This is a genomic window from Cryobacterium levicorallinum, from assembly GCF_004402405.1.
In the GTDB taxonomy this organism is placed as follows: Bacteria; Actinomycetota; Actinomycetes; order Actinomycetales; family Microbacteriaceae; genus Cryobacterium; species Cryobacterium levicorallinum.
This window is the reverse complement of the sequence record NZ_SOFE01000014.1, coordinates 145,177-169,575: the sequence shown is the minus strand read 5'-3', so window position 1 is coordinate 169,575 and position 24,399 is coordinate 145,177. Positions and strand designations below refer to the sequence as shown.

Here is a 24,399-nt window from a genome sequence, read left to right as displayed (position 1 = left end):
AATGACAACCCTGACGACAGCCCCGCCTCCGGCGCCGGCACAGCCCTCGGCAAAAAGATCGCACGCCGCCGCACTCTCCCTGCGCAAGAAGGCTCGAGCGTCACGGGCACTCGTGTTACCGGCACTCTTCTTTTCGATCGTACTGACCCAAATTCCGTTTCTGGTCACGATCTACTTCTCTTTCCTGAACTGGAATCAACTTCGCCCGGCCGAGATCGCGTTCGCCGGCTTTCAGAACTACGCGGTCGTCTTCACCGGCCCCGACTTCTTCCCTTCACTGATGGCAACCGTCGTCATCACGGGCTCGTCCGTGGTGCTGTCGCTGGTTTTCGGTTTGTTCTTTGCTGTGTTGCTCGACCGCAAGTTCATGGGCCAGGGCCTCGCACGCACCCTCATGATCACGCCGTTCCTGGTGATGCCGGCCGCCGCGGCGCTCATCTGGAAGTGGTCGATGCTCGACGTCAACGTCGGCATGGTCAACGTTGGACTCAACTTCATCGGTCTGCCCTCGATCGCCTGGAACACCGACTTTCCGGCGCTCACCATCATCATGATGCTGACCTGGCAGTACACGCCGTTCATGATGCTCATCCTGCTCGCCGGGCTGCAGAGCCAGAGCCGGGAAGTGCTCGAGGCCGCGTCCGTCGACGGTGCCGGTCCGTTCCGCACCTTTCAGTGGATGACGCTGCCGCACCTGCGCCAGTACATTGAAATCGCGACCCTGCTCGGGTCGATCATGTTGCTGCAGGCCTTCGACCCGATCGCGATCATGACCAAAGGAACGGGCGGCACCAAGACCCTCTCCTATCTGCTCTATGAGCGGGCGTTTATCGGACTCGACGTCGGGCAGGCCGCCGCCTTCGGGGTCGTCACGGTCATCGTCACGATCGCCGTCGCCACCATCGCTCTCCGCACCCTTTTCAAAGTATTCATGAACGGAAGTGAACGCTGATGCGCACACTCAAGGGCACCCTGATCACGACAATGACGTGGGTTCTGGTGCTGATGTTCTTCTTTCCGATCGCCTGGATGGTCTTCACCAGTTTCAAGACCGAGGGCGCAGCGGCCTCTATCCCGCCGACCCTCTTCACCGCGTTGAGTTTCGACCAGTACCAGCTCGTCTTCGACCGCGGCATGGGAACCTACCTGCTCAACTCCCTCACCGCGAGCATCTCGTCGACGGCGATCGTGCTGCTCCTCGCCATCTCCGCGGCCTATGGGCTCAGCATCCGCCCGATCAAGCGCGTGCAGGACGTGTTGTTTTTCTTCATCTCCACGCGCTTCCTGCCGGCTGCGGCGTCGATCCTGCCGGTGTTCTTCATTCTCAAGGCCCTCGGCGCTCTCGACAACATCACCGCCATCGGCCTGCTCTACGCGGCGATGAACCTTCCGATCGCTGTGTGGATGATGCGGTCGTTCTTCAACGAGGTTCCGCGCGAGATCGTTGAAGCCGCCCAGATCGACGGGGCAAACCTGCGCACCGAACTGATCCGGGTGGTGTTGCCGATTCTGCTGCCCGGCATCGCGGCCGTCGCGCTGATCTGCTTCATCTTCGCCTGGAATGAGTACTTTCTCGCAACGCTGCTCACGACCTCGATCGCTCGCACGACGCCGCCGTTTCTGGCGAGCTTTGTCGACGGTCGTGGCCAGTTCCTTGCGGTGCTCTCCGCCGCGTCAACCATCGCCGTGCTTCCGGTCATCATCGCCGGCTGGGTTGCCCAAAAGCAGCTCGTACGCGGACTCGCCATGGGAGCGGTGAAGTAGATGGCGCAGCCCACACTGTGCACGGCGACACTCGGCAACCTCAAGTCCGGTGTCGCTCGGCCCAGCTACGACCGCTCGACCCTCACGGCGGGAATCATGCACTTTGGTGTCGGCGGCTTTCACCGCGCCCACCAGGCCGTCGCCCTCGATGAGCTCATGAACGCCGGCCTCGCCCAGGACTGGGCGATTTGCGGGGTCGGACTGCTCAAGGGCGACCGCAGAATGAAGGAAGTGCTCGACCAGCAGGACTGCCTCTACACGGTCACCCTCAAACACCCGGACGGCCACCGCGAGTCGTCGATCATCGGCAGCATGGTCGAGTATCTGTTTGCGCCCGACGATCCGGAGGCCGTGCTCGAGAAAATGGCTAGCCCTGCTATCCGTATCGTGTCGCTCACGATCACGGAGGGCGGTTACAACTTCGACCGGGTGACCGGCGAATTCGACCAGACCCACCCTGGAGTCATCGCGGACCTGGTCGACGGGGCCGTGCCGACGACCGTCTTCGGCTATGTCACCGAGGCCCTCCGTTGCCGTCGCGAACGCGGGCTCGAGCCATTCACGGTGCAGTCCTGTGACAATATTCAGGGCAATGGCGACATGGCGAAACGCATGTTCTCGGCCTTCGCGGTGCAGAAGGACGCCGAGTTCGGCGAGTGGATGTTGCACAACGTGCACTTTCCCAACGCGATGGTCGACCGCATCACCCCCGTCACCTCTGCCGACGACATTATCGAAGCTGCTGCCCTCACCGGGCTGCACGACGGCTGGCCCGTGGTCTGCGAACCGTTCTTTCAGTGGGTCGTCGAAGACGACTTCGGTCTCGGTCGTCCGCCGCTTGAGCAGGCTGGTGTGCAGCTGGTCGAGGACGTCACGCCCTACGAGTACATGAAGCTGCGGCTGCTCAACGCCAGCCATCAGGCCCTGTGCTACTTCGGCTATCTCAGCGGCCACCGCTATGCCCACGAGGCCATGGCCGATGACGCCCTCCGCAGATTCGTCCAACGCTACATGGACCGAGAGGGCACACCCACGCTCAAACCGGTGCCCGGAATCGACCTCGACGACTACAAGGCCACGCTGATCGTGCGGTTCTCCAACCCCGAGGTGCGCGACACTCTCGCCCGGCTCTGCGCCGAGTCATCCGACCGAATCCCCAAATGGCTCGTGCCGGTCATTCATGACCAGCTCGCCAGCGGTGGCGAGATCGAGTGCTCGGCCGCGATCGTCGCCAGTTGGGCGCGGTATGCCGAAGGCATCGACGAACAGGGTGAGCCGATCACGGTCGTCGACCCCCTGAGTGCCGAGCTTGTGGCCATCGCGCAGACTCAGCGGGGCGACCGGCTCGCCTTCGTGCGTAATGAGAAACTGTTCGGAAATCTCGCCGACAACGAGCGATTCGCCGCCGCCTACCTGGCGGCGTTGGATTCGCTCCTTGAGAAGGGCGCGCACGCTACCGTCATGTCGTACCTGTCCATCGAGGACCGCTCATGACGGATGCTTCAGCCACGACACGCCTACCGAAAGAACCCCCAGTGACCATGATGAAAGCCTCCTTGCTGCGCGCCGCCGGAGAGGTCACCGTCGACACGGTGCCCGTTCCCGACCTCGAACACGACCAAGTTCTTGTGCAGGTTGCCGCGGTCGGTGTTTGCGGGAGCGATGTGCATTACTACCAGCACGGCCGAATTGGGCCGTATGTGGTCCAGCATCCGCTTATTCTCGGTCATGAGTTGTCCGGACGCATCACCGCGGTCGGCTCGGGGGTCGACCCCGCTCGCATCGGGCAGCGTGTGGCCGTCGAACCGCAGCGGCCGTGCCGCATCTGCGAGCAATGCAAGGCCGGCCGTTACAACCTCTGTCCCGACATCGAGTTTTTTGCGACGCCGCCGATCGACGGGGCGTTCTGCGAGTACGTGGCGATTCAAACGGACTTTGCTTATGCAATTCCGGACAGTATCTCCGACGAGGCCGCCGCGCTGATCGAACCACTCTCGGTCGGGATCTGGGCCTGCAAACGCGCCGACATTCGCCCGGGAAGCTCGGTGCTCATAGCTGGCGCCGGCCCGATCGGCGTGATCCTGGCGCAGACTGCACGCGCGTTCGGTGCCACAAAAATTTATATCACGGATATCGCGGATGACCGTCGCGCATTCGCCCTCGAGCACGGGGCCACCGTCGCCCTCGACCCCAGGGTCGAGTCGGTCGAAGGCCTGGAAGTGGATGCGTTCATCGACGCCTCCGGAGTTGCGGCGGCGGTGCAGGCCGGAATTCTGGCGGTGCGACCGGGTGGCCGGGCCATCCTCGTCGGGATGGGCAACGACACCGTTGAATTGCCCGTCTCCTGGATTCAGAACCGGGAGATCTGGCTGAGCGGCGTCTTTCGATACACCAACACCTGGCCGCTCGGCATTCAGCTGGTTGAGAGCGGCGCCGTCGACCTCGACGTGCTGGTCACGAGCACCTTTGCGCTTGCCGACGCTGAGCAGGCCCTCAATGCCGGTCGCCAGCCCGGCCAGATGAAGGTCATCGTCTACCCCGGTCGGTGATGAAACGGCGCACGTCCGGAGCAATCCGCAACGTGCGCCGTTTGACCGATCAGGACCTCCTAGCGCAGAAAGTCGATCAGGGAGTCGGCGAGGCCGACATAGCCGGCCGGGGTGAGGTGGAGCAGGCGAGTCTTCGCGGCCGGGCCGATATCGAGGGCTGAGACAAAGGCGGCCAGATCGGCGCTGGTGATGCGCTTGCCGCGGGTCAGCTCCTTGAGCAGGGCGTAGGGGTCTTCGATCGAGGATCGTCCGGCCGAGACCTCGGCGCGAATCACGGTCTGGATCGCTTCACCGAGAATCTCCCAGTTGGAGTCCAGGTCGCGCTCGAGCAGGGCGCGGTCGATGTCGATCTCGCCGAGGCCGCGCAGAATGTTGTCGAGGGCGAGCAGCGAGTGCCCGAAACCGACGCCGATGTTGCGCTGGGTGGTGGAATCGGTGAGGTCGCGCTGCAGCCGGCTGGTCACCAGCGTCGCGGCGAGCGAGTCGAGAATGGCGCAGGACAATTCGAGGTTGGCCTCTGCGTTCTCGAACCGGATCGGGTTGATCTTGTGCGGCATGGTGGAGGATCCGGTGGCTCCGGCCTGCGGAATCTGGCGGAAGTAGCCGATCGAGATGTAGGTCCAGATGTCCGTGGCCAGGTTGTGCAGGATGCGATTGGCGTGGGAGGCGCGGGAGTACAGCTCGGCCTGCCAGTCGTGCGACTCGATCTGAGTGGTGAGCGGGTTCCAGCCGAGGCCGAGGCCCTCGACGAACTCGCGGGACACGGCGGGCCAGTCCACCGACGGATCGGCGGCGACGTGGGCGGCGAAGGTGCCGGTGGCGCCGCTGAACTTGCCGAGGTAGTCACCGGCGTCGATCTGGGCCACGATGCGCTCGAGTCGATAGACGAACACGGCGAGTTCCTTGCCCATGGTGGTCGGCGTCGCGGGCTGCCCGTGGGTGCGGGCCAGCATCGCATCCGCTCGAAATTCGAGAGCACGGCTGCGCAGCGCGTCGATGACCAGGCGAAGCTTGGGCAGCCAGACCGTCTGCACCGCATCACGCACAGTGAGGGCGTAGGAGAGGTTGTTGATGTCCTCGCTGGTCGCCGCGAAGTGGGTGAGCTCGCTGATGTCGGCGAGGCCGAGCGTGCCGAGGCGGCGACGGACGAGGTATTCGACAGCCTTCACGTCGTGCCGGGTGGTTGCCTCGAGCTCGGCCAGCTCATCGATCTCGGCCTGCCCGAAATTCGTCACCAGGGCTCGCAGGTCGAGCTTCTGCTCGGCGGTCAGCGGGGCTGAGCCGAACAGGCTGCGGTCGGTGAGGGTGATCAGCCACTCGACCTCCACGCGCACCCGGGCGCGGTTGAGGCCGGCCTCGGACAGGTACTCGCCCAGATCGGAAACGGCGGATCGGTAGCGGCCGTCAAGCGGGCTTAGAACCTGTACGGGTAGGTGACTCATTGGACTCCCTGTCGAATTGCGGGTGCAAGTTGTTTCAAAAGTGCGTGGTTGGCACTCTCAATCATGCCCAATACCGAGTCAAACAACGCATCGTCGGAATAGTAGGGGTCTGGCACGTCGCACAGGGCGGCCTGCTCGGCGTCAAAACTCAGCAGCAGGCGCACCTTGGCGCGATCGCGATCAGCCAGCGCCCAGTTCCGCAGGATGCGCTCCTGGCCGCGGTCGAGTACGACGACCAGGTCGTGGTCGGCGAACCAGAGCGGATCGAATTGGCGAGCCCGGTGGTGGCTGCCGTCATAACCCCGCTTGGCCAGCGCGGTAATCGTGCGACCGTCGGCCTGCTCACCCACATGCCAGTCTCCGGTGCCGGCTGAGCTGGTCGCGATCAGTCGCCCCAGGCCGAGCTTCGTGATCAGATCACGCAGCACGACCTCGGCCATGGGCGATCGGCAGATGTTGCCGGTGCAGACGAAAATGATGCGGAATGGCGTCGACTCGTCGGGGGTGAGTGACGCGAAAGACATGTATCCCATTGTGGAGCAGATTCGGCTCCTGCACATGCCCAGTATCCGGAGTCTGTGCACAGAATCGTCGAGGGGAGGCCCGGTGGCCGGCGATTCTGCGACGATCGGTCCTGTCGGGGAGGTGCCATGGATGATCTGGCTGAACTCATCGCATCGGGACGCACCGATCAGCTTTCCGTGTTTCGAGCTCAACGGCTGCGGGTGCAGGCCCTCACCGCCGATGTCGTGGATTTACAGGGACGGTTGCGCCGGGGGGACGAAAGCGAATTCTGGCAGTCGGCCGCGAAGCGTGCCTACCGCGAGCGGGTCGCAGAGATTGTTCACGACCTGGGCCTGGTCGTGAACTTTCTGGACGAAGCGCAGGACCAGTTAAGGCAGAACATTTGGCAGCTGGAGTCGGAGCAATGAGCGAATACGACGTTGGCGTGGGTGGAAGCGAACTGACAGTGTCCGTGGGGGGAACCACAATCGTGTCAACGGATGTCGTACTGGCCGAGGCCGAGATGCTGCGGTATGCCCAGGCCCAGGCCGAGGACTTTCGCGTCAGGGTGGACAGTATCCGGCAACTGGACTCCGCCGGCGGGGCCATGAAATGGACGCCGGGGGACGCCGGGATACCCCTGCTCTGGGCCAGTGGGGCGCTCGGCGAACTGGTGCAGCGCAGCGGCGACCTGGCCGAGTCCCTGGTGGCTGCCGCGGAACGGTACGGCTGGGCTGAGCACAGCGCCCTGCAACTGGCCGTGCTGGGGAGCGCGAAAGTGGGGCATGATGTCGGGACGATTATCAGGCTGATGCTCCTGCTCGGAGCCACTCCACTGGTCCTGGGAGTAATGGCAACCTCTCTGCCTGCTCTGGGATTGGTCGTCTGGGCGATGGCGGGGCTCGTGAAGCGTGAGACGGGATACGGGTTTGTTCTCGACCAACGGGTTATCACGGACCCGCAAACGGTCCTCATGGCCAAACTGCTCGTCTCTTCGCTCGATGACGTCGCTCTGGGCGCACTGGGAGTGCCTCTTGGAGTTGACCTGATTCTCGGAGACACCGGCCTGGGTGTGACGGGCATCTCGAGCACCGCAGTCGCCGTGCTCGCCGTGGCGGGCTGTTGCGGGAAGGTGCGGTGAGGGTGCGGCGGGTCCGTATTTTGGCAAAATTGAAGCCACCCACCGGGGTGAGTGACGTGGCCGCGCGAATTCCCAAAGCCGCCAAAGGCGGGGCGCAGGTTCGCATCGAGAAATATGGTGACGGCGAGCAAACGTCCTGGGCCGTGTACATCGGTGGGACGGTCGACTGGGATCCGGTCGCCACGAACGAGCCCTTCGACCTCGCCGCGAACGTGTCTGCGATTGCCCAGCAAAACGCGGGGTCCTTTCGGGCGGTGATGGAGGCGATGCAGGCCGCCGGCGTTGAACCCGGTGATCCAGTAGTCGTGGCCGGTCATTCGCAGGGTGGCATCGTCGCCACGCAGGTAGCTGCCTCTGAGGCGTTCAACGTGCAGGCGGTGGCCACTTTTGGGGCGCCGGAAACGTGTGTTCCGGTGCCGTCCGGTGTCGCGACGCTCACCGTTGAGCACAGCGATGACGTGGTGACGGCTCTTGGTGGGTCATGCCTGATCGACTCGGAGGATCGCCTCACCGTGCGTCGCGAGGTCTTCGCGACGACCGAACCCCCAGTTGGGGAGAACGTGCCGGCCCACCACCTTGATCGCTACCGCGAGACGGCGCAACTCATCAACGCCTCCCCAGAAGAGAACCTGCAAAATTTTCAGGACACGATGACTGGCATTGTCGGGAGCGCGGAGGGCGAGGCCGTCTTGTGGCGCGGCATCCGCTTGCCAGCCGGGTCAGCGCCGAAGTGACGGCGCGGCTTAGTTACGGTCGGTGACCGGGCGCACGATCAGACCGAGCAGCCAGGAGATGATTCCGAGTACCAGGGCACCGAGTACGCCCCACCAGAAGCCATCGACAACGAGGCCAAAACCCAGAAAACCGGAGAGCCAGGCGACGAGCAGCAGCAGCAGGCCGTTGACGATGAGCGCAAACAGTCCGAGCGTGAGAATGTACAGCGGAAATGCGACGACCCGCACGACGCCGCCGACGACGGTGTTCACGAACCCGAAGATGAGCGCGATGAGCAGGTAGGTGATCACGCTCGCACCCGAATCGGGTGCGTACGGAATGACGTGCACTCCGGTGACGAGCAGGGCGGTGAGCCACAGGGCCACCGCGTTGACGATCAACTTGATCAGGAATCTGGCCATGTCCCTACTATCTCACCGGGAAGCGCCGTCGGGTGCGGCGTCCGGGCCGCGCGGTCGAAAGGCGGGCAATCATTCATTCGCCATTGCGAATATATGCGGGCGTAGACTCCACGAGTGAGCCTCTCCGACCGACCCTCCGTCCGCCTGCGCCCGGAGATCATCGCACTCCCGGCCTATAAGCAGGGCAAACCGGCTGACGCCAGTGACTTCAAGCTCTCCAGCAACGAGAACCCCTTTGACCCGCTACCGGGGGTCGTGGCGGCGGTCGCCGCCGAAATGGCCTTCAACCGCTACCCGGATGCCTCGGCGCTGGCCCTGTGCGAACGCCTCGCTGCCAAGTACAGCATCGATGTCGACCAGGTGCACGTCGGTTCGGGTTCGGTGGCCCTGCTGGCCCAGCTGATTCTCGCTGCCGCAGGCCCTGGCGATGAAGTGCTCTACTCCTGGCGGTCTTTCGAGGCCTACCCCTCGCTCGTCACCGTCGCGGGCGCGACCAGCGTGCGCGTGCCCAACCGCGCCGATCACGGTCATGACCTACCCGAAATGGCCGCCGCGATCGGCGAGGCGACCCGGGTCGTCATCGTCTGCTCGCCCAACAACCCCAGCGGTACCATCGTCACCAAGGACGAATTCGAGGCCTTCATGGCCGTTGTCCCGACCGATCTGCTGGTCATTCTCGATGAGGCATATATCGAGTTCGTCACCGAAGCGGATGCCGTGACCGGCCCGCCGCTCCTGGCCCGCTACCCGAATCTGGTCGTGCTGCGCACCTTCTCCAAGGCTTACGGCCTGGCCGGACTGCGCATCGGCTATGCCCTCGGGCCGGTGGATATTCTGAACGCCGCCCGCGCGACCGCCATCCCGCTCTCGGTTACCGCGCCAGCAGCCGCGGCAGCGATCGCCTCGCTCGACGCCGAAAAGGAACTGCTTGACCGGGTTCGGACCATTGCTGCGCGTCGCGATGCAGCCTGGACGGCACTCACCCAGCAGGGCTGGAATATTCCCCAGCCGCAGGGCAACTTTCTTTGGCTGCCCACGGGTGCCGAAACCGCGAGCGTGGCCGAGGCTCTCGGCGAGGCCGGCCTTATCGTGCGCCCCTTCGTGCCGGAGGGCATTCGGGTGTCGATCGGTGAGGAGCAGGCTGTGGCGACACTCCTATTAATGAGCGCGGATCTTGTCGACGCCCTTCCCGCCGGTCACCCGGCACGAAAGATAGGTTAGTACGGTGTCAGCCACCCGAAACGATGCGACTGTGCCCATGACAGCAGCGCCCACGTCAGCAGCCTTTGGCCTCGATGGGGCCGCGACCTGCGTACGCATGATCTCCCCGAACGGCACGTTCGAACCCAATGCCGCCGCCGAGGAGTTTCTGCCCTACCTCGATCGCCTCAGTGAGGCGGACCACCGCCGCTTCTACCGTGACATGGTCGTGGTGCGAAAGTTCGATACCGAAGCGGCCAACCTACAGCGCCAGGGCCAGCTTGCCCTCTGGGTTCCGAGCCACGGCCAGGAGGCCGCCCAGGTCGGGTCGGCCTACGCCACAAGGCCCCAGGACCACGTCTTTCCCTCCTACCGCGAGCACGTCGTCGGCATGATCCGCGGCCTCGATGTCGTTGATATTCTGCGGATGCTGCGCGGCGTGACCCTCGGTGGCTGGGTGCCGGAAGAACACGGAAACTTTCACCTCTATACCCTCGTGCTGGCCTCGCAGACGCTGCATTCCACCGGCTATGCCATGGGCATGCAACTGGATGGGTCGACCGCGACCGGCAACCCGGAGACCGACCAGGCCGTCATCGTCTACTACGGCGACGGTGCCTCCTCGCAGGGCGACGCCAACGAGGCGCTGGTCTTCGCGGCCAGCTACCAGACCCCGCAGGTGTTTTTTCTGCAGAACAACCACTGGGCCATCTCGGTACCCGTCGCCCGGCAGTCGCGCACTCCGCTCTACCTGCGCGCCGGTGGTTTCGGCATGCCCGGCACCCAGATCGACGGCAACGATGTGCTCGCGAGCTTCGCCGTCACCGCGAAGTCGATGGATGACGCCCGCGCCGGCCACGGACCGGCACTGATCGAGGCACTCACCTACCGGGTCGGCGCGCACACCACCGCCGACGACCCCACCAAGTACCGCGATCCGGACGAACTCGCCTACTGGGTGGCCCGCGACCCGATCGTGCGCTTTCGCAGCTATCTGCAGGGCCGGGGGATCGAGCAGGAGTTCCTCGACGCCGTCGATGAAGAAGCGGCCGACTTCGCTGCCGACACCCGCAAGAGGGCGCTGGAGATCACCGGCCCGGAGCAATCGGTGATCTTTGACAACGTGTATGCCGAACCGCATCCGCTCGTGGCCGAGCAGAAGGCCTGGCTGGAACGCTACGAAGCGTCTTTCGACGAGGGTAAGAACTGATGACCGCTGTAATTGACACGAGTGTGGCATCCGCTTCACTGCCGATGACGAAGGCCCTGAACGCCGGGCTGCGCCGGGCGATGCTGGACGATCCCAAGGTGCTGCTGATGGGCGAGGACATCGGCCCGCTCGGCGGCGTCTTTCGGGTCACCGAGGGGCTGATCGCTGAATTCGGCGACAAGCGCGTGCTCGATACCCCGCTCGCCGAGTCCGGAATCATCGGCACGGCCATCGGCCTGGCCATGCGCGGGTTTCGTCCGGTCTGTGAGATCCAGTTCGACGGATTCGTCTTTCCCGGGTTCGACCAGATCACCAGCCAGCTGGCGCGTATGCGCAACCGCCACGAGGGGGGCCTGATCATGCCCGTCGTGATTCGCATTCCCTACGGTGGACACATCGGCTCAATCGAGCACCACCAGGAAAGCCCGGAGGCGTACTTCGCGCACACCCCCGGCCTGCGCGTGGTGAGCCCGTCCAACCCGCACGATGCCTACTGGATGATGCAGGAAGCTATCGCGAGTGACGATCCGGTCGTTTTCTTCGAGCCGAAGAGCCGCTATTGGCCCAAGGGCGAGGTGCGGTTCGAGCAGAGCGGAACGCCGCTGCACGCCAGCCGCGTGGTGCGGGCTGGGACCGACGTGACCGTCGTCGGCCACGGCGCCATGGTGAGCGTGCTGCTGCAGGCCGCCGAATTGGCCGCCACCGAGGGCATCAGCCTGGAGGTGATCGACCTGCGCTCGATCTCCCCGATCGATTACGGACCGATTCTGAACTCCGTCCAGAAGACCGGTCACCTCGTGGTCACCCAGGAAGCCCCCGGCTTTGTCAGTGTCGGCAGCGAGATCGCCGCCACGGTCGCCGAGCGGGCGTTCTATACGCTTGAAGCGCCCGTGCTGCGCGTCTCCGGCTTCGACACCCCCTTCCCGCCGGCGGCGGTCGAGACGCACTTTCTGCCGAGTCCCGACCGGGTGCTCGAAGCCGTGGACCGCGCTCTCGCTTACTAATTAGCACTTATGAACTTCAAGAAAGGCACCTTATGAGCGTGTCGAAATTCACCCTCCCCGATGTCGGCGAAGGCCTGACTGAGGCCGAAATTGTGGAATGGAAGGTCGCCCCCGGCGATACCGTGACGATCAACCAGGTGCTGGTCGAGATCGAAACGGCCAAATCCCTGGTCGAGCTGCCGTCTCCGTTCGTGGGCGTCGTCGGTGAAATTCTGGTCGCGGCGGGCACGACGGTCGACGTGGGTACGTTGATCATCACGATACATTCCGATAGCGGGCCGAACGCCGACGCGAGTGCAGACCTGCCGGCGGCTGGTTTGGCAGTGGAGGCCGGTGCATCCGCTGCGCAGACGGCCGACAGTGACAGCGCCGACACGACCACGCTCACAACGGACACCAGCAGCAGCATCAGCGATGAGGCGCCCGAACCGCTTCTCGTCGGCCGCGGCTCTGCCGCGACGATGCCCACCCGGCGGCGTCGGCACAGCGGCTCGAGTGTCGCCCACGAGACGCTGGCGCCCGAACCCGCTGTGCGCCCGCGGGCCGAGCCGCTGGAATCGACCCGGCGCGCGGCATCCGTCGGCCCGGTCATGGCCAAGCCGCCGATTCGTAAGCTCGCCAAAGACCTCGGCGTCGACCTCGCCCTCGTCGAAGCGACCGGCCCGGTGGGTGACGTGACCCGGGAAGACGTGCTGCGCGGGGCGACCCAGGCCAGTGTGTTTCGCAACATCCAGACGCCGGAATGGCCGGTCGATCGCGACGAGCACATTCCGGTGAAGGGCGTTCGCAAAGCCATCGCCCAGGCCATGGTGAAGAGCGCCTTCACGGCGCCGCATGTGAGCCTGTTCGTCGACGTGGATGCCACCCGCACGATGGAATTCGTCAAGCGACTCAAGGCCTCGACCGACTTCGCCGGCATTCGCGTCTCGCCGTTGCTGATCATGGCGAAGGCCATGATCTGGGCGGTGCGCCGCAATCCAACGGTGAACTCCACCTTCACCGATGAGGAAATCATCGTGCGGCACTACGTCAACCTCGGCATTGCCGCGGCGACCCCGCGCGGGCTGATCGTGCCCAACATTAAGGAAGCGCAGGATATGAGCCTGCTCGAACTCGCTGCGGCGCTCGAGAAGCTCACCATGACCGCGCGCGACGGCAAGACCAGCCCGGCCGAGATGAGCAACGGCACGATCACGATCACCAATATCGGCGTGTTCGGTATGGACACCGGCACCCCCATTCTCAACTCCCCGGAGGCCGGAATCGTGGCCCTCGGCACGATCAAGCAGAAGCCGTGGGTTGTCGATGGCGAGGTGCGGGTGCGGTACGTGACCACGATCGGTGCGAGCTTCGACCACCGGGTCGTCGATGGCGACGTCGCGAGCCGTTTTCTCGCCGACGTCGCGAGCATCATGGAGGAACCGGCCCTGCTGCTCGAGTAGGACGGCGCGTCGTTCACAAGGGCGGAAAGACCCACGGTCAGCGTCAAATGTGGCCCATTCCTTCGACCTGACCGCAGTTGTGACTCCCCGATCGTGGCAGACCTCAGGATGAAGGGTCGAGGAGAGCGAGTTGGCGGCGGTCGATGTACGCGTGCGGCGGTTGGCATGCCCCCTGGCGTTTGCGTCGCTGACCGCCCGAACCGTCGTGCCCCTGCACGCGATCATCGCCACCTCGGGCAGATCGGTTCGGTCGATGTGGCGGAGATCAATGCCGTCGTCAGCTGGCTCGCTGCGCTGACCAGTGAGGGGGCCCTGCGCCAGAAACTCCTCGTCCTGCACCAGTTTCGCTCCAGCATGATCGGCAACCGTGCGCTGCTCGACGTGACGCATGCGGAGATCGGACTGCTCATTCACGTGGACGGTCCCGGCAGCCAGCCCGACAAACAGGCCACCTGGTCGGCACTGCACGTGGATGCCCCGGCCGATGTCGCCTGGGGGTGGAAGAACTTCTACGACGAAGACACCCCCACGCTCAGCCCGGAGCAAACCACGTTGCAGGTCGTGCCGGCGCCCGACCTCATCACCGACCAGTAGCGCGGTCAGAGGGTGTGTGCGCACACTGTTAATGGTTTTGACAATCATTATCAACAACGCTAATCTCGAAGCATGCACAAGAGATATTTCGCCGTTCCCGTACTTCTCGCGTCCGCCGCACTCGCCCTTTCGGGGTGCTCGGCCGGCACGACCGCCAGCGCCGACAGCGCGGACGTTGGACTCAAGGTCGTCGCCACGACCACGCAGGTCGCCGACTTCGCCCGCAACGTGATCGGTGACGCCAGCGGCGTCGACCTCACGCAGCTGATTCAGCCCAACCAGAGCGCCCATAGCTATGACCCGTCCGCGGCCGACCTGACCGCGCTCGGCGCCGCCGACGTGCTCGTCATCAATGGTGTCGGACTCGAGGAGTGGCTCGACGACGCCATCGTCGCGTCGGGCTTCGACGGTGTCACGATCGACGCCGACGAGGGCATCACCATCTCCGAGGTTGGGGCCGGCGAAGATCACTCCGACGAAGTCGCCGAGGAGGATGACCACGCTGACGAAGAAGCGGATGCCCACGCAGGCGAGGCCGAAGACGCCCACGACGGTGGAGACCCACACATCTGGACCGACGTGCACAACGCCGAGACCATCGTGCAGACGATCACCGACGGCCTCGTGGCTGCCGACAGCGATAACGCCGCGAACTTTGAGGCCAACGCCGCAGCGTATTCCGCCCAGCTCAGTGCGCTCGACGACTGGATCCGTACCAACGTGGAGACCGTGCCGGAAAGCGACCGCCTGCTCGTGAGCAACCATGACGCCCTCGGCTACTTCACCGCGGCGTACCACATCGACTACGTCGGATCGGTGATTCCGAGCTTCGACGATAACGCCGAGCCGAGCGCCGCCGAGATCGATTCACTGGTCGCGGCGATCACGGCCACCGGTGTGACGGCCGTGTTCTCCGAGGCGTCACTCAGCCCGAAAACCGCCGAGACGATCGCCACCGAAGCCGGCGTCACCGTCTACTCCGGTGACGACGCCCTCTACGTCGACTCGCTCGGCCCCGCCGGTAGCGCCGGCGACACCTACATAAAGGCGCAGCTGCACAATTCAACGCTGATGCTCGAATCGTGGGGCGTCACACCCTCTGCTTTGCCCGCCGAACTGCAATAGTTAACACGTGATCGAGAACACTTCTCAAGAAACACCAACATCGGACGCTGCCGCCGCTCTTCGAGTGGCGGCAGCGTCGTTTGCCTACGGCGCAGAGCCTGCGCTCACCGGCATTGATTTCACCGTGTTGCCGGGTCAGGCCGTTGCCCTGATCGGCCCGAACGGCTCGGGTAAGTCCACCCTGCTCAAGGGCATTCTCGGACTCATCACCCGCACGGACGGCACGGTCGAGGTGCTCGGCCAGTGGCCAGCCCCCGCTGGCTACATCGGCTATGTACCCCAGACCGACCAGCTCGACCCGCACTTTCCGGTCTCGCTCGAGCAAGTCGTCATGATGGGCCGCTACCGCTCGCTCGGCTGGTGGCGCATGCCGGCCAGGGCTGATCGGCAGGCTGTCGCCGAGGCGCTGGAGACCGTCGGACTTAGCAATCGAGCCAAGACCCGGTTCGGGGAGCTGTCGGGCGGGCAGCAGCAGCGCGGTCTGCTGGCGCGAGCCGTCGCATCCGCCCCGCGTTTGCTTCTGCTCGATGAGCCCTTCAACGGACTCGACCAGGTGAACCGCGATGCCCTCATCGAAACGGTAAAGCGGCTCAAGCTGCAGGGGGTCGCCGTACTGGTATCCACCCACGACCTCGACCTGGCCCGCGCCGTGTGCGAAAGCGTGCTGCTGCTCAACGGCGCCCAGGTGGCGTTCGGGCCGCGCGATACGGTGCTGACCCTCGCTAACGTGCAGCAGGCGTTCGGCTCGGTCGGCGTCGAAATGGACGAGCACACCATCGTGGTTCCCGGCCACGGGGGGCACTGAGTGGATGCCGTCACGCCGGAGATGAATACCGTGCTGATCACCGCGTTCGATCTGCCTTTCATGGCTCGGGCGTTGCTCGTGCTCGTGGTGCTGAGCCTCGTGGCCGGCCTCGTCGGCGTACTCGTCAACTTGCGCGGACTCGAATTCATCAGCGACGGACTCACCCACGCCGTCTTCCCCGGGGTGGCGATCGGATTCGTCTGGGGTGGTCGTGACGGACTCTTTGTCGGAGCACTGGTGGCGGGCCTCATCGCCGCCGTCGTGCTCACGGTGATCGTCAAACGAGCGGTCACCTCGGATGCTGCGATCGCGATCGTCTTCACGGCCATGTTCAGCGTAGGAATCATCGTGGTTTCACGGGAAACAAATTACGTCGGCCAGCTCGACGCGCTGCTGTTCGGGCGTCTGTTGACCGTCAGTACGGCCGAGGTCAATCAGACCGTCGTGGTCTGCCTGATTGCGCTGATTATCGTGGGGTTCACCCTCAAGGAGCAGGTCTTTCGCGCCTTTGACCTCGAGGGCACCGCTGCGGCCGGATACCGCCCGCTCGTCCTCGACATTCTGCTCAACGTCGCCATCGCCCTGGTCGTGGTGGCCGCCAGTAGCGCGGTCGGTAACCTGCTCGTGCTTGCCGTGCTGATCGTGCCGGGCGCGGTCGCTCGTCTGGTGACCCGTCGCCTCTGGCTGCTCTTTCTGGTCGCCGCCAGTTTCGCGATTCTGGCCGCCTGGCTGGGCCTCGTGCTCGGCTACGAAGCCTCGGTGAACCGCGGTGTCGACCTGCCGAGCGGCGCCACCGTCGTGCTCGTGCTCGTCGGCGGCTACGTGCTGGCCCTGGTCGCTCGGCTCGGGATCGACCGGATCGGCGGCCCTCGTCGCACGGCGGGCGCGGTGCTGCGCTGATGGGCTACTTCGAGCAGGCGCTCCTCGCCGCGCTGCTGATCGGCGCGCTCAGTGGCCTCGTCGGGACCCTCGTGGTACTGCGCCAGCGCACCTTTTTCGCCCAGGCCCTCACCCACGCGACCTTTCCGGGAGCGGTCGGCGCCGCGATCCTGGGCGTGAGCATCCCGCTCGGCGCCGCAGTGGCTAGCGTGCTCATTGTGGGGATCATGACCATGATCGGACGCGTCAAGCGACAGGGAAATCAGGTCGCATCGGGCATTCTGCTCACCGCCGGATTCGCGCTCGGTGTTCTGCTGCAGGGACTCAATCCCTCGTTGCCGGTCAAGGTCGACTCCTATCTGGTCGGCTCGATTCTCACGGTGACCACCAGGGATGTGACGCTCGTAACCATCGTGCTGGCATTCGCAGTGCTGACCATCGTGGTTTTGGGCAAACAGATCATGTTCTCGACCTTCGACGTGAACGGTTTTCGCGCAGCGGGCTATCGAGAATGGCCGATCGAATTGCTGTCCCTGGTGCTCATCACGGCCACGGTCGTGACCGCGATGCCGGCCGTCGGAGCAATCCTCGCCATCGCCCTGATCGCCGCCCCCGCCGCCGCGGCCCGCCTGGTCTCGCGCACGACCTCGCAGATGTTTCTGATTGCCCCCGTGCTCGGCGCGGTGTCCGGCGTGATCGGCGTGCTGCTCTCCCGCTCGCTCGATGTGGCCGCCGGCCCCAGCATCGCCCTCACCGCGGCGGCGTTCTTTCTGCTCGCCCTGGTCGCTCGGCGATTGGTCGGTGCCGCGCGGGTGCCCCAAGAAGCGGATGCGCGCCGGCCCGCGCGAACATCGCTACGGTTGAAGTCATGAAGCGAAACACCTGGCAACGTGAGGCCGTTCGAGGCGCCCTCGATGCCAACGACGGCTTCGTCAGCGCCCAGGCGCTGCACTCCGCCCTGCACGCGACCGGATCCCCAATCGGCCTCGCCACGGTCTACCGCGCCCTCGCCGACCTCGCGGTCAAGGGTGACGCCGACTCCCTGCAGTCCCCGGAGGGCGAGAGCCTGTACCGCGCGTGCAGCACCAATGATCATCACCACCACCTGATCTGCCGCAATTGCGGGCTCACGGTCGAGATCGAAGCGGATGCCGTGGAAACCTGGGCGAAAGACGTCGCCGCCAAGAATGGTTTCACCGCCGCCGCCCACGTCGTGGACGTTTTCGGTCTCTGCGCCGCCTGCACTGTCACGGCGACGAGTCAAGCAGCAGCCGCAGCATCCACTTAACAAGTTGCGCGAAAGCGGGTGAACGGTTGCTTCGTGCTCGCTGAAGTAACCGTTCACCCGCTCTCGCGGCCAGGAGAGTTTGCGGGAGGCGCGCGGATCTAGTAGCGTTGAGAGCTGCTACGCCTGTGTGCGTACATTGCGGGCGATTCTCCCCCGGCCTTGAGTTAGCTCCGGGCCGATGTGGTTCTGCCCGTCGACAAGGGATCTTGGGAAGAGCACTCGCTCTTCGGTAATGGAGGAAACCATGGCATCTGTATGCCAGGTGACCGGAGCTGTTCCCGGCTTCGGACACAACATTTCGCACTCGCACCGACGCACCAAGCGTCGTTTCGACCCGAACGTTCAGAAGAAGACGTACTACGTGCCGTCGCTTCGTCGCAAGGTCACGTTGACCTTGTCCGCAAAGGGCATCAAGGTTATTGATGCTCGTGGTATCGAGAGCGTCGTCAAGGACGTTCTCGCTCGTGGGGTGAAGATCTAATGGCTAAGGCTCATGACGTACGTCCGATCATCAAACTTCGTTCCACGGCTGGAACCGGTTACACCTATGTGACCAAGAAGAACCGCCGTAACGACCCCGACCGTCTGGTACTCAAGAAGTACGACCCGGTCATCCGTAAGCACGTTGACTTCCGTGAGGAGCGCTAAACATGGCGAAGAAGAGCATGATTGCCAAGAACAACCAGCGCAAGGTCATCGTCGAGCGTTACGCCGTCAAGCGCCTTGAGCTCAAGAAGGCCCTGGTTGACCCTGCCGGCACCGACGAGTCGCGTGAAGCTGCTCGCAAGGGCCTGCAGAAGCTGCCGCGCAACGCGAGCCCGGTGCGCCTGCGCAACCGTGACGCCGTTGACGGTCGTCCCCGTGGCCACCTCTCCAAGTTCGGCATCTCGCGCGTTCGTTTTCGCGACATGGCGCACCGCGGCGAGCTGCCCGGCATCACCAAGTCCAGCTGGTAACTCCTGCGCTGGTAAGTGCAGTTGGTAGCCGGTTTCGCCGGTGTCTGAACCATCAAAACGGGATGTCAACTTCGGTCGACATCCCGTTTTGTGGTCACGACCTTTTCGCGGAGAGCGAAATCGGGTGTCTTAGCGGGTGAAACTGCCCTGAAATGGTCGAAAATCGCCGTAAATCCGGGGATTTTGGCGGATCAATGCTAGATTTCAACTCGGTCGAACCGACCAGCGGGGCTTCTCTCTCGAGGAGCATCCGTATCACGAATATCGCTGTTTATACAGACGAAGGTCCGAGGAGGACACTCAATGGCTGACAAGTCGCTGAACAAGACCGAGCTCGTTGCCAAGGTTGCCGCTGACTCCGGACAGAGCCAGGCCGCCGTTGACGGCGTTCTGAATGCATTCTTTGCAACCCTGGCCGAGACCGTTGCCGCTGACGGCAAGGTCACCATCCCGGGATGGTTGGGCGTCGAGCGCACCGCAACCGCTGCTCGCACCGGTCGCAACCCGCAGACCGGCGCCGAAATCGCCATCGCTGCCGGCCACCGCGTCAAGCTGACCGCCGGAAGCAAGCTCAAGGCTGCCGCGAAGTAGCTTTCAGTACTGAAAGGGGGCGTCGACCACGGTCGGCGCCCCCTTTGGCGTCCCCGGACATCCTCCGATGTCGATCGAGGGCCGCGTCGAGACGTGAATTTCTCCTCGAAAAAGGGCCAAAACTCACGGCTCGGCGCGCGCCGGCACCGGGCACCGGCCTCAGGCGAGACGGATGCCCAGGGCTGGGCGAATAAGCTGGGCAGGTGCCCCGTCTCGTCCGCGTTCTCGGACCGGCAGCCCTGCTGCTGGTCGCTGTGTTGTCCACCCTCGTTGCCCTCGCCTATGGCGGCGGAGCTTCGGCCCAACTGCTGGCCGACCCCGGGCCGGTGGTGCGTTGGGGACTTCCCCTCGCCAAGGTCATTGTCAACATCAGCGCGGCCGGAACGATCGGTGCCCTCGTGCTCACGCTTTTCGCCCTCAGCCCCCGGGAACGCGAGTTCGGCACCGCCCTCGACTTCGCCGCAGCCTCGGCCGCACTGTTCGCCGTCGCATCCGCTGTCACCGGCTTTCTGACCTTTCTCCAGGTCACCAACGTTCCCTTCGGCTTCAGTGATCAGTTCAGCGCCACGGTCGGACAGTTCTTCAGCCAGATCGACCTCGGCCAGGCCTGGCTCGCGACCACGCTGATCGCCGCCGGCGTGACCGTGCTCTGCTTCGCCGTGCGCAACCAGACCGCCCTCATCTTCGTCACCGTGCTGGCGCTGCTCTCGCTGCTACCCATGGCCCAGCAGGGCCACTCGGCGGGCGCTGCCGGCCACAACGCCGCGATCACCGCCCTCGGCCTGCACCTTGTCTTCGCGGCGATCTGGCTCGGCGGCCTGCTGACCATCATCGTGCTGCGCACCCAGCTCGACGGCGAACGCATCCGCTCGGTGATTGCACGCTATTCCTCCCTCGCCCTGGTCTCCTTCGTCGTGGTGGCCGCCTCCGGCTATGTCAGCGCCGAACTGCGCATCGGCAGCTGGGACAACCTGTTCAGCCCGTACGGCGTGCTCGTGCTCGTGAAGGTCGCTGCCCTCGTCGCCCTCGGCGGCTTCGGCATTCTGCAACGCCGGTTCTTCATCAAGCGGATGCAGCGGACCGACTCGACGCACGGTCGCTGGTTCTGGTGGCTCGTGGTGACCGAACTCGGCTTCATGGGGCTCGCCTCGGGCGTAGCCGCCGCCCTCGCTCGCACGGCGACACCGGTCGCCCAGGTTGTCGCCACCGAGATTCCGCAGTCGACACCGGCCCAGATCCTCACCGGCGAACTCCTGCCGCCGGAACTGACCTTCTCCCGCTATTTCACCGAGTGGAGCTTCGACCTCGCCTGGATTCTGTTCTGCGCCTTCGGCATCTTCTTCTACCTGGCCGGCGTCTGGAGGCTGCACCGCCGCGGCGACTCCTGGCCGATCTATCGCAGCGTGCTCTGGATTCTGGGCATCCTCACCCTGTTCTACATCACCAACGGGGGGGTGAACGTTTACGAGAAGTACCTGTTCTCCACCCACATGCTCATGCACATGTTGCTGACCATGCTCGTGCCCCTGATGCTCGTTCCGGGAGCCCCGGTGACGCTGGCAGCTCGCGCCATCGCCAAGCGCCACGACGGCAGCCTTGGGGCGCGCGAATGGATTCTCACCGCCGTGCACTCGCGCTTCGCCGGCATCGTCGCCAACCCGATCGTCGCTGCCCTACTCTTCGGCGTCTCACTCTGGGTGTTCTACTACACGTCCATTTTCAGCTGGGCGACGACCGACCACATCGGCCACCAATGGATGATCGTGCACTTCCTGATCACCGGCTACCTGTTCGTGCAGTCCCTGATCGGCATCGACCCGGTGCCGTACCGCCTGCCGTATGCCTTCCGACTGCTGCTGCTGCTGGTGACGATGGCTTTCCACGCCTTCTTCGGCCTCGCCCTGATGAGCGGCACCGGGCTACTCCTGGCCGACTGGTACGGCGCGATGGGCCGCACCTGGGGTCTCTCCGCCATCGCCGACCAGCAGATGGGTGGCGGCGTCGCCTGGGGCATCGGCGAGCTGCCGACCTTTGTGCTGGCCGTTGTCGTGGCGATTCAGTGGAGCCGCGACGACACCAAGGTCACGAGAAGGCTGGATCGCAAGGCCGATCGCAACGAAGACGCCGAGCTGATCGCCTACAATACCAACCTGGCCCGGATCACCGAGCGCGACGCGCAAAGTCCGCGCGGCTAGTGCAGCTGGATGGCCAGGGCGCCGCTGGGCTGCACGATGACGCTGAGCCCCATGGTGAACGGCACGTCTTCGTCGCGGGTGCTGATGTCGCCGTCGAACAGGGATTGCACCTCGACCACAATGTGGGCCTGTCCGGCCGTCGCCACCATCTCGAAGGACCGCTCGCCGGCGGTGAGTTCAACCGCGGGGTAACCGGTGATCGACCAGGCCGGGGCGCCCTTGATGCGGTCATCGATCGAGATACCCCACGGACAGCTGGTCGGTTGCAGCACGGTCTGGGTGGCACACTCGTCGAGGAACTTGTTCAGTTCTGACTGCACCTGCGCAATCATCTTTTCGTTAGGCAGGGCGTCGATCTCGACCGCGGTGGCCCCGGATGCCGTCACGCGCACGCTCGTCTTCTCCGCTGTCAGCATGGCTGAGGAGTGTTCAATGGTGTAGCGGTTCGGGGCGAAGGCGAGGTACGCGGCGCCGGAAGAGAAGGTGGCTGGCGCATCCTCTGCCGCGTGGGCGCGGGTATCGAGCGTGAGGCCGTTGACCGTGAAGGTGCGTTCGTGCAGCACCGACACCTGCAGCACAGCGAGCGGGCTGACGGCAAACGTCCAGGCGTTGAAGACGCCAGCGAAGGTTCCGGCCCGCTCGACCGTGAACGCCATGCTCGACGCTGTGCCGTTCAAATCAAAGTCGAAGACGACCCGGTGCGTGTCATCGCCGGCCGCATTGCTGGGCGTGTCACTCTTCAACTCGATATCGCTCAGACCGCTCAAAACGGATGCCCGCAGCAGCGTCTCCGGCAATTCGACGGTCAGTTCCGCCGCGGTCAGTTCCGCAGCCGAAGGCATGACCCCACCGAGCGCGAGGGCTCCGACGGTATCGCCGCGGGCGAGGGCGTCGAGGTACTGTTCCACAAATCCGCCGGCGCTGTACACCGTGCGATTGAGGGCGGTGATGGTTCCCACGAGACCGGCCGCGAGGAGGGCAGCGACCACCACGAGGGCGAGGACGGCCCGGAGCATTCTGCCGCGGCGCCCGCTCGCCCGCTGGTTTTCGGCCGGGGTGGTCACATAAATATTGTACGGGGGGCGGGTCGGACCTACGGCCAGTGCCCGATCCAGTGCTCGCTGTGGGCCCACGGGACGTTACAGTGGTATGTCCCCCGCGCAGCATGAGCCTGCCAGAGAAAGTGTGCCGTGTCCGAGATTCCGCTCAGCCGTGAACAGGCGCTGGTTTTCGCGGCAATCGAGGGAACCAAGCAGAACGTGTTCGTCACCGGTCGGGCCGGAACGGGTAAATCGACGCTGCTGAACCACCTGTCCTGGAACACCAGCAAGCAGATCGTGATTGCGGCACCCACCGGTGTCGCTGCGCTCAACGTGGGTGGCCAGACTATTCACTCGCTCTTTCGCCTGCCGATCGGAGTCATCGCCGACAGCCCGATCGACCAGAACGACCAGGTGCGCAAGCTCCTCAATACCATCGACACCCTCGTGATCGACGAAGTCTCGATGGTCAACGCCGACCTGATGGACGCGATCGACCGCAGTTTGCGTCAGGCCCGCCAACGCCCGTTCGAGGTGTTTGGCGGGGTGCAGATCGTGCTGTTCGGCGATCCGTACCAGCTGGCCCCGGTGCCCGGCGGCCCCGACGAGCGCGCCTATTTCGCCGACCACTATCGGTCGATGTGGTTCTTCGACGCCAAGGTCTGGCGGGATGCCGAGCTGCGCATCTTCGAGCTCACCGAGATTCACCGCCAGCGGGACAACGATTTCAAGCTCATGCTCAATGCCGTGCGCCATGGTCAGGTCACCGCCGAGATCGGCGGTGCGCTCAACGGTGCGGGGATGCGAACCCCGCCGAGTGAGGGCGTGATCACCCTCGCGACGCGCAATGATGCGGTAAACCGCATCAACGCATCCGCTTTGAAGAAGCTGTCGGGCAAATCGCTCACCGCGAAGGCCGATATCACCGGGGATTTTGGCGGCAAGCAGTTTCCGGCCGACGAGGTGCTCGAGCTCAAGGTGGGAGCACAGGTGATGTTTTTGCGCAACGACTCCCCGCTCGATGGCGGGCCGCGCTGGGTGAATGGCAGTATCGGCACGGTCACCAAGGTCACCTCGACGGTGTTCGTCGACATCGACGGTGACGTGCACGAGGTTGAGCCGACGGTGTGGGAGAAGTACAAGTACACCTACAACGCCGCGACCAAGAAGCTGAGCCGGGATGTCGTGGCGGAATTCACGCAATTTCCGCTGCGGTTGGCCTGGGCGGTCACCATTCACAAGTCTCAGGGTGCGACCTACGAGCGGGCGATTGTCGACCTGGGAGCACGGGTATTCAGCCCCGGTCAGACGTACGTTGCGCTGAGCCGGCTGACCAGCCTCAATGGCCTGTACCTGACCAGGCCACTGCGACCGAGCGACATAATCGTCGACGAGAACGTCAAACGGTTTATGAACATCGAGGTGGTACCGCCGGTGGCTAACCTGGCGGGGCTTGACACGTCGGGCCAGGAGCCAACCGACCCCGAAACCGGGCTGCCCGCCTGACCCGTGCTGTCGTGCGCTGGTGAGCTCT

27 protein-coding genes are annotated in these 24,399 nt (G+C 64.5%); 23 read left to right on the top strand and 4 right to left on the bottom strand.

The genetic code is table 11. The annotated features are described in order from the left end of the window. Position 1: 1 nt before the first annotated feature. Genes E3O11_RS08130 through E3O11_RS08115 form a run of 4 tightly spaced genes read left to right on the top strand, consistent with a single transcriptional unit; the run spans position 2 to position 4,313 of the window. The gene (locus tag E3O11_RS08130) at positions 2-952 is read left to right on the top strand and encodes a carbohydrate ABC transporter permease (RefSeq protein ID WP_134477789.1); all 951 of its coding nucleotides are present in this window, start codon (positions 2-4) and stop codon (positions 950-952) included. Then, positions 952-1,764, top strand: a complete 813-nt coding sequence (locus E3O11_RS08125; RefSeq protein WP_092447999.1) for a carbohydrate ABC transporter permease — start codon at positions 952-954, stop codon at positions 1,762-1,764. Before E3O11_RS08130 ends, E3O11_RS08125 begins: the two co-directional genes overlap by 1 nt. Then, positions 1,765-3,258 (top strand): mannitol dehydrogenase family protein, encoded by a 1,494-nt coding sequence (locus tag E3O11_RS08120; RefSeq protein WP_092447998.1) that lies wholly within the window; start codon positions 1,765-1,767, stop codon positions 3,256-3,258. Between the two features lie 47 nt (positions 3,259-3,305). Beyond that, positions 3,306-4,313, top strand: a complete 1,008-nt coding sequence (locus tag E3O11_RS08115; RefSeq protein ID WP_373866148.1) for an NAD(P)-dependent alcohol dehydrogenase — start codon at positions 3,306-3,308, stop codon at positions 4,311-4,313. Between the two features lie 59 nt (positions 4,314-4,372). Here E3O11_RS08115 and purB read toward each other — a convergent pair whose 3' ends face one another. Continuing rightward, positions 4,373-5,755, bottom strand: coding sequence for an adenylosuccinate lyase (purB, locus tag E3O11_RS08110; protein WP_092447996.1), 1,383 nt, complete (start codon positions 5,753-5,755; stop codon positions 4,373-4,375). Continuing rightward, positions 5,752-6,279, bottom strand: a complete 528-nt coding sequence (locus E3O11_RS08105; RefSeq protein WP_092448187.1) for a low molecular weight protein-tyrosine-phosphatase — start codon at positions 6,277-6,279, stop codon at positions 5,752-5,754. The genes purB and E3O11_RS08105 overlap by 4 nt, the downstream gene beginning before the upstream one ends. 126 nt (positions 6,280-6,405) lie before the next feature. Here E3O11_RS08105 and E3O11_RS08100 point away from each other — a divergent pair, with 126 nt between their 5' ends. The 3 genes from E3O11_RS08100 to E3O11_RS08090 are packed head-to-tail and all read left to right on the top strand — an operon-like array spanning position 6,406 to position 8,134. Beyond that, positions 6,406-6,687 carry a hypothetical protein gene (locus E3O11_RS08100; protein WP_092447995.1) on the top strand — a complete coding sequence of 94 codons (282 nt, stop codon included), beginning with the start codon at positions 6,406-6,408 and terminating at the stop codon, positions 6,685-6,687. After that, positions 6,684-7,400 carry a hypothetical protein gene (locus E3O11_RS08095; protein WP_092447994.1) on the top strand — a complete coding sequence of 239 codons (717 nt, stop codon included), beginning with the start codon at positions 6,684-6,686 and terminating at the stop codon, positions 7,398-7,400. Before E3O11_RS08100 ends, E3O11_RS08095 begins: the two co-directional genes overlap by 4 nt. A 29-nt stretch (positions 7,401-7,429) precedes the next feature. Then, positions 7,430-8,134: an alpha/beta fold hydrolase gene (locus E3O11_RS08090; RefSeq protein WP_139226613.1), complete on the top strand. Its 705-nt coding sequence runs from the start codon at positions 7,430-7,432 to the stop codon at positions 8,132-8,134. A 9-nt stretch (positions 8,135-8,143) separates the two neighbouring features. Here E3O11_RS08090 and E3O11_RS08085 read toward each other — a convergent pair whose 3' ends face one another. After that, the gene (locus E3O11_RS08085; protein ID WP_092447992.1) at positions 8,144-8,536 is read right to left on the bottom strand and encodes a phage holin family protein; all 393 of its coding nucleotides are present in this window, start codon (positions 8,534-8,536) and stop codon (positions 8,144-8,146) included. A gap of 114 nt (positions 8,537-8,650) precedes the next feature. On the opposite strand from E3O11_RS08085, the gene E3O11_RS08080 reads away from it, so the two are divergent. From E3O11_RS08080 to E3O11_RS08010, 15 genes are all read left to right on the top strand, one after another. Next, positions 8,651-9,757, top strand: a complete 1,107-nt coding sequence (locus E3O11_RS08080; RefSeq protein ID WP_092447991.1) for a histidinol-phosphate transaminase — start codon at positions 8,651-8,653, stop codon at positions 9,755-9,757. Between the two features lie 37 nt (positions 9,758-9,794). Further along, entirely contained in the window at positions 9,795-10,946 is a 1,152-nt protein-coding gene (locus E3O11_RS08075; protein WP_092447990.1) for a thiamine pyrophosphate-dependent dehydrogenase E1 component subunit alpha, read from the top strand. Beyond that, on the top strand, positions 10,946-11,950 hold the full coding sequence (locus tag E3O11_RS08070; protein ID WP_092447989.1) for an alpha-ketoacid dehydrogenase subunit beta: 1,005 nt from the start codon (positions 10,946-10,948) through the stop codon (positions 11,948-11,950). The genes E3O11_RS08075 and E3O11_RS08070 overlap by 1 nt, the downstream gene beginning before the upstream one ends. A 32-nt stretch (positions 11,951-11,982) precedes the next feature. Then, the gene (locus tag E3O11_RS08065) at positions 11,983-13,392 is read left to right on the top strand and encodes a dihydrolipoamide acetyltransferase family protein (protein ID WP_092447988.1); all 1,410 of its coding nucleotides are present in this window, start codon (positions 11,983-11,985) and stop codon (positions 13,390-13,392) included. Between the two features lie 165 nt (positions 13,393-13,557). Next, on the top strand, positions 13,558-13,986 hold the full coding sequence (locus E3O11_RS08060; RefSeq protein WP_092447987.1) for a hypothetical protein: 429 nt from the start codon (positions 13,558-13,560) through the stop codon (positions 13,984-13,986). 72 nt (positions 13,987-14,058) lie between these two features. Beyond that, a complete protein-coding gene (locus E3O11_RS08055) occupies positions 14,059-15,111 on the top strand; it encodes a metal ABC transporter substrate-binding protein (RefSeq protein ID WP_092447986.1) in 1,053 nt (350 codons plus the stop codon). 7 nt (positions 15,112-15,118) lie between these two features. Further along, positions 15,119-15,916 carry a metal ABC transporter ATP-binding protein gene (locus tag E3O11_RS08050; protein WP_241991050.1) on the top strand — a complete coding sequence of 266 codons (798 nt, stop codon included), beginning with the start codon at positions 15,119-15,121 and terminating at the stop codon, positions 15,914-15,916. After that, positions 15,917-16,816: a metal ABC transporter permease gene (locus E3O11_RS08045; protein WP_092447984.1), complete on the top strand. Its 900-nt coding sequence runs from the start codon at positions 15,917-15,919 to the stop codon at positions 16,814-16,816. After that, positions 16,816-17,667 (top strand): metal ABC transporter permease, encoded by an 852-nt coding sequence (locus E3O11_RS08040; protein WP_092447983.1) that lies wholly within the window; start codon positions 16,816-16,818, stop codon positions 17,665-17,667. Before E3O11_RS08045 ends, E3O11_RS08040 begins: the two co-directional genes overlap by 1 nt. After that, positions 17,664-18,083 carry a Fur family transcriptional regulator gene (locus tag E3O11_RS08035; protein ID WP_092447982.1) on the top strand — a complete coding sequence of 140 codons (420 nt, stop codon included), beginning with the start codon at positions 17,664-17,666 and terminating at the stop codon, positions 18,081-18,083. Before E3O11_RS08040 ends, E3O11_RS08035 begins: the two co-directional genes overlap by 4 nt. A 244-nt stretch (positions 18,084-18,327) precedes the next feature. Next, entirely contained in the window at positions 18,328-18,564 is a 237-nt protein-coding gene (gene rpmB, locus E3O11_RS08030) for a 50S ribosomal protein L28 (protein WP_035835252.1), read from the top strand. Continuing rightward, a complete protein-coding gene (gene rpmG, locus E3O11_RS08025) occupies positions 18,564-18,731 on the top strand; it encodes a 50S ribosomal protein L33 (protein ID WP_035880539.1) in 168 nt (55 codons plus the stop codon). Before rpmB ends, rpmG begins: the two co-directional genes overlap by 1 nt. A 2-nt stretch (positions 18,732-18,733) precedes the next feature. Then, the gene (gene rpsN / locus E3O11_RS08020) at positions 18,734-19,039 is read left to right on the top strand and encodes a 30S ribosomal protein S14 (RefSeq protein WP_092110538.1); all 306 of its coding nucleotides are present in this window, start codon (positions 18,734-18,736) and stop codon (positions 19,037-19,039) included. A 303-nt stretch (positions 19,040-19,342) separates the two neighbouring features. Beyond that, positions 19,343-19,630, top strand: coding sequence for an HU family DNA-binding protein (locus tag E3O11_RS08015; RefSeq protein ID WP_092447981.1), 288 nt, complete (start codon positions 19,343-19,345; stop codon positions 19,628-19,630). Between the two features lie 203 nt (positions 19,631-19,833). Next, positions 19,834-21,825 (top strand): bifunctional copper resistance protein CopD/cytochrome c oxidase assembly protein, encoded by a 1,992-nt coding sequence (locus tag E3O11_RS08010; protein ID WP_092447980.1) that lies wholly within the window; start codon positions 19,834-19,836, stop codon positions 21,823-21,825. Here E3O11_RS08010 and E3O11_RS08005 read toward each other — a convergent pair. Next, positions 21,822-22,889, bottom strand: coding sequence for a hypothetical protein (locus E3O11_RS08005; protein WP_092447979.1), 1,068 nt, complete (start codon positions 22,887-22,889; stop codon positions 21,822-21,824). The genes E3O11_RS08010 and E3O11_RS08005 overlap by 4 nt on opposite strands. 126 nt (positions 22,890-23,015) lie before the next feature. On the opposite strand from E3O11_RS08005, the gene E3O11_RS08000 reads away from it, so the two are divergent. Continuing rightward, a complete protein-coding gene (locus tag E3O11_RS08000) occupies positions 23,016-24,371 on the top strand; it encodes an ATP-dependent DNA helicase (RefSeq protein ID WP_092447978.1) in 1,356 nt (451 codons plus the stop codon). Positions 24,372-24,399 lie beyond the last annotated feature (28 nt).

Bases quoted from the DNA above. Each gene is read 5' to 3' on its own strand.
- E3O11_RS08130 (WP_134477789.1), top strand. From the start codon at position 2: ATGACAACCCTGACGACAGCCCCGCCTCCGGCGCCGGCACAGCCCTCG.
- E3O11_RS08125 (WP_092447999.1), top strand. From the start codon at position 952: ATGCGCACACTCAAGGGCACCCTGATCACGACAATGACGTGGGTTCTG.
- E3O11_RS08120 (WP_092447998.1), top strand. From the start codon at position 1,765: ATGGCGCAGCCCACACTGTGCACGGCGACACTCGGCAACCTCAAGTCC.
- E3O11_RS08115 (WP_373866148.1), top strand. From the start codon at position 3,306: ATGATGAAAGCCTCCTTGCTGCGCGCCGCCGGAGAGGTCACCGTCGAC.
- purB (WP_092447996.1), bottom strand. From the start codon at position 5,755: ATGAGTCACCTACCCGTACAGGTTCTAAGCCCGCTTGACGGCCGCTAC.
- E3O11_RS08105 (WP_092448187.1), bottom strand. From the start codon at position 6,279: ATGTCTTTCGCGTCACTCACCCCCGACGAGTCGACGCCATTCCGCATC.
- E3O11_RS08100 (WP_092447995.1), top strand. From the start codon at position 6,406: ATGGATGATCTGGCTGAACTCATCGCATCGGGACGCACCGATCAGCTT.
- E3O11_RS08095 (WP_092447994.1), top strand. From the start codon at position 6,684: ATGAGCGAATACGACGTTGGCGTGGGTGGAAGCGAACTGACAGTGTCC.
- E3O11_RS08085 (WP_092447992.1), bottom strand. From the start codon at position 8,536: ATGGCCAGATTCCTGATCAAGTTGATCGTCAACGCGGTGGCCCTGTGG.
- E3O11_RS08075 (WP_092447990.1), top strand. From the start codon at position 9,795: ATGACAGCAGCGCCCACGTCAGCAGCCTTTGGCCTCGATGGGGCCGCG.
- E3O11_RS08070 (WP_092447989.1), top strand. From the start codon at position 10,946: ATGACCGCTGTAATTGACACGAGTGTGGCATCCGCTTCACTGCCGATG.
- E3O11_RS08065 (WP_092447988.1), top strand. From the start codon at position 11,983: ATGAGCGTGTCGAAATTCACCCTCCCCGATGTCGGCGAAGGCCTGACT.
- E3O11_RS08060 (WP_092447987.1), top strand. From the start codon at position 13,558: ATGCCCCCTGGCGTTTGCGTCGCTGACCGCCCGAACCGTCGTGCCCCT.
- E3O11_RS08055 (WP_092447986.1), top strand. From the start codon at position 14,059: ATGCACAAGAGATATTTCGCCGTTCCCGTACTTCTCGCGTCCGCCGCA.
- E3O11_RS08040 (WP_092447983.1), top strand. From the start codon at position 16,816: ATGGGCTACTTCGAGCAGGCGCTCCTCGCCGCGCTGCTGATCGGCGCG.
- E3O11_RS08035 (WP_092447982.1), top strand. From the start codon at position 17,664: ATGAAGCGAAACACCTGGCAACGTGAGGCCGTTCGAGGCGCCCTCGAT.
- rpmB (WP_035835252.1), top strand. From the start codon at position 18,328: ATGGCATCTGTATGCCAGGTGACCGGAGCTGTTCCCGGCTTCGGACAC.
- rpmG (WP_035880539.1), top strand. From the start codon at position 18,564: ATGGCTAAGGCTCATGACGTACGTCCGATCATCAAACTTCGTTCCACG.
- rpsN (WP_092110538.1), top strand. From the start codon at position 18,734: ATGGCGAAGAAGAGCATGATTGCCAAGAACAACCAGCGCAAGGTCATC.
- E3O11_RS08015 (WP_092447981.1), top strand. From the start codon at position 19,343: ATGGCTGACAAGTCGCTGAACAAGACCGAGCTCGTTGCCAAGGTTGCC.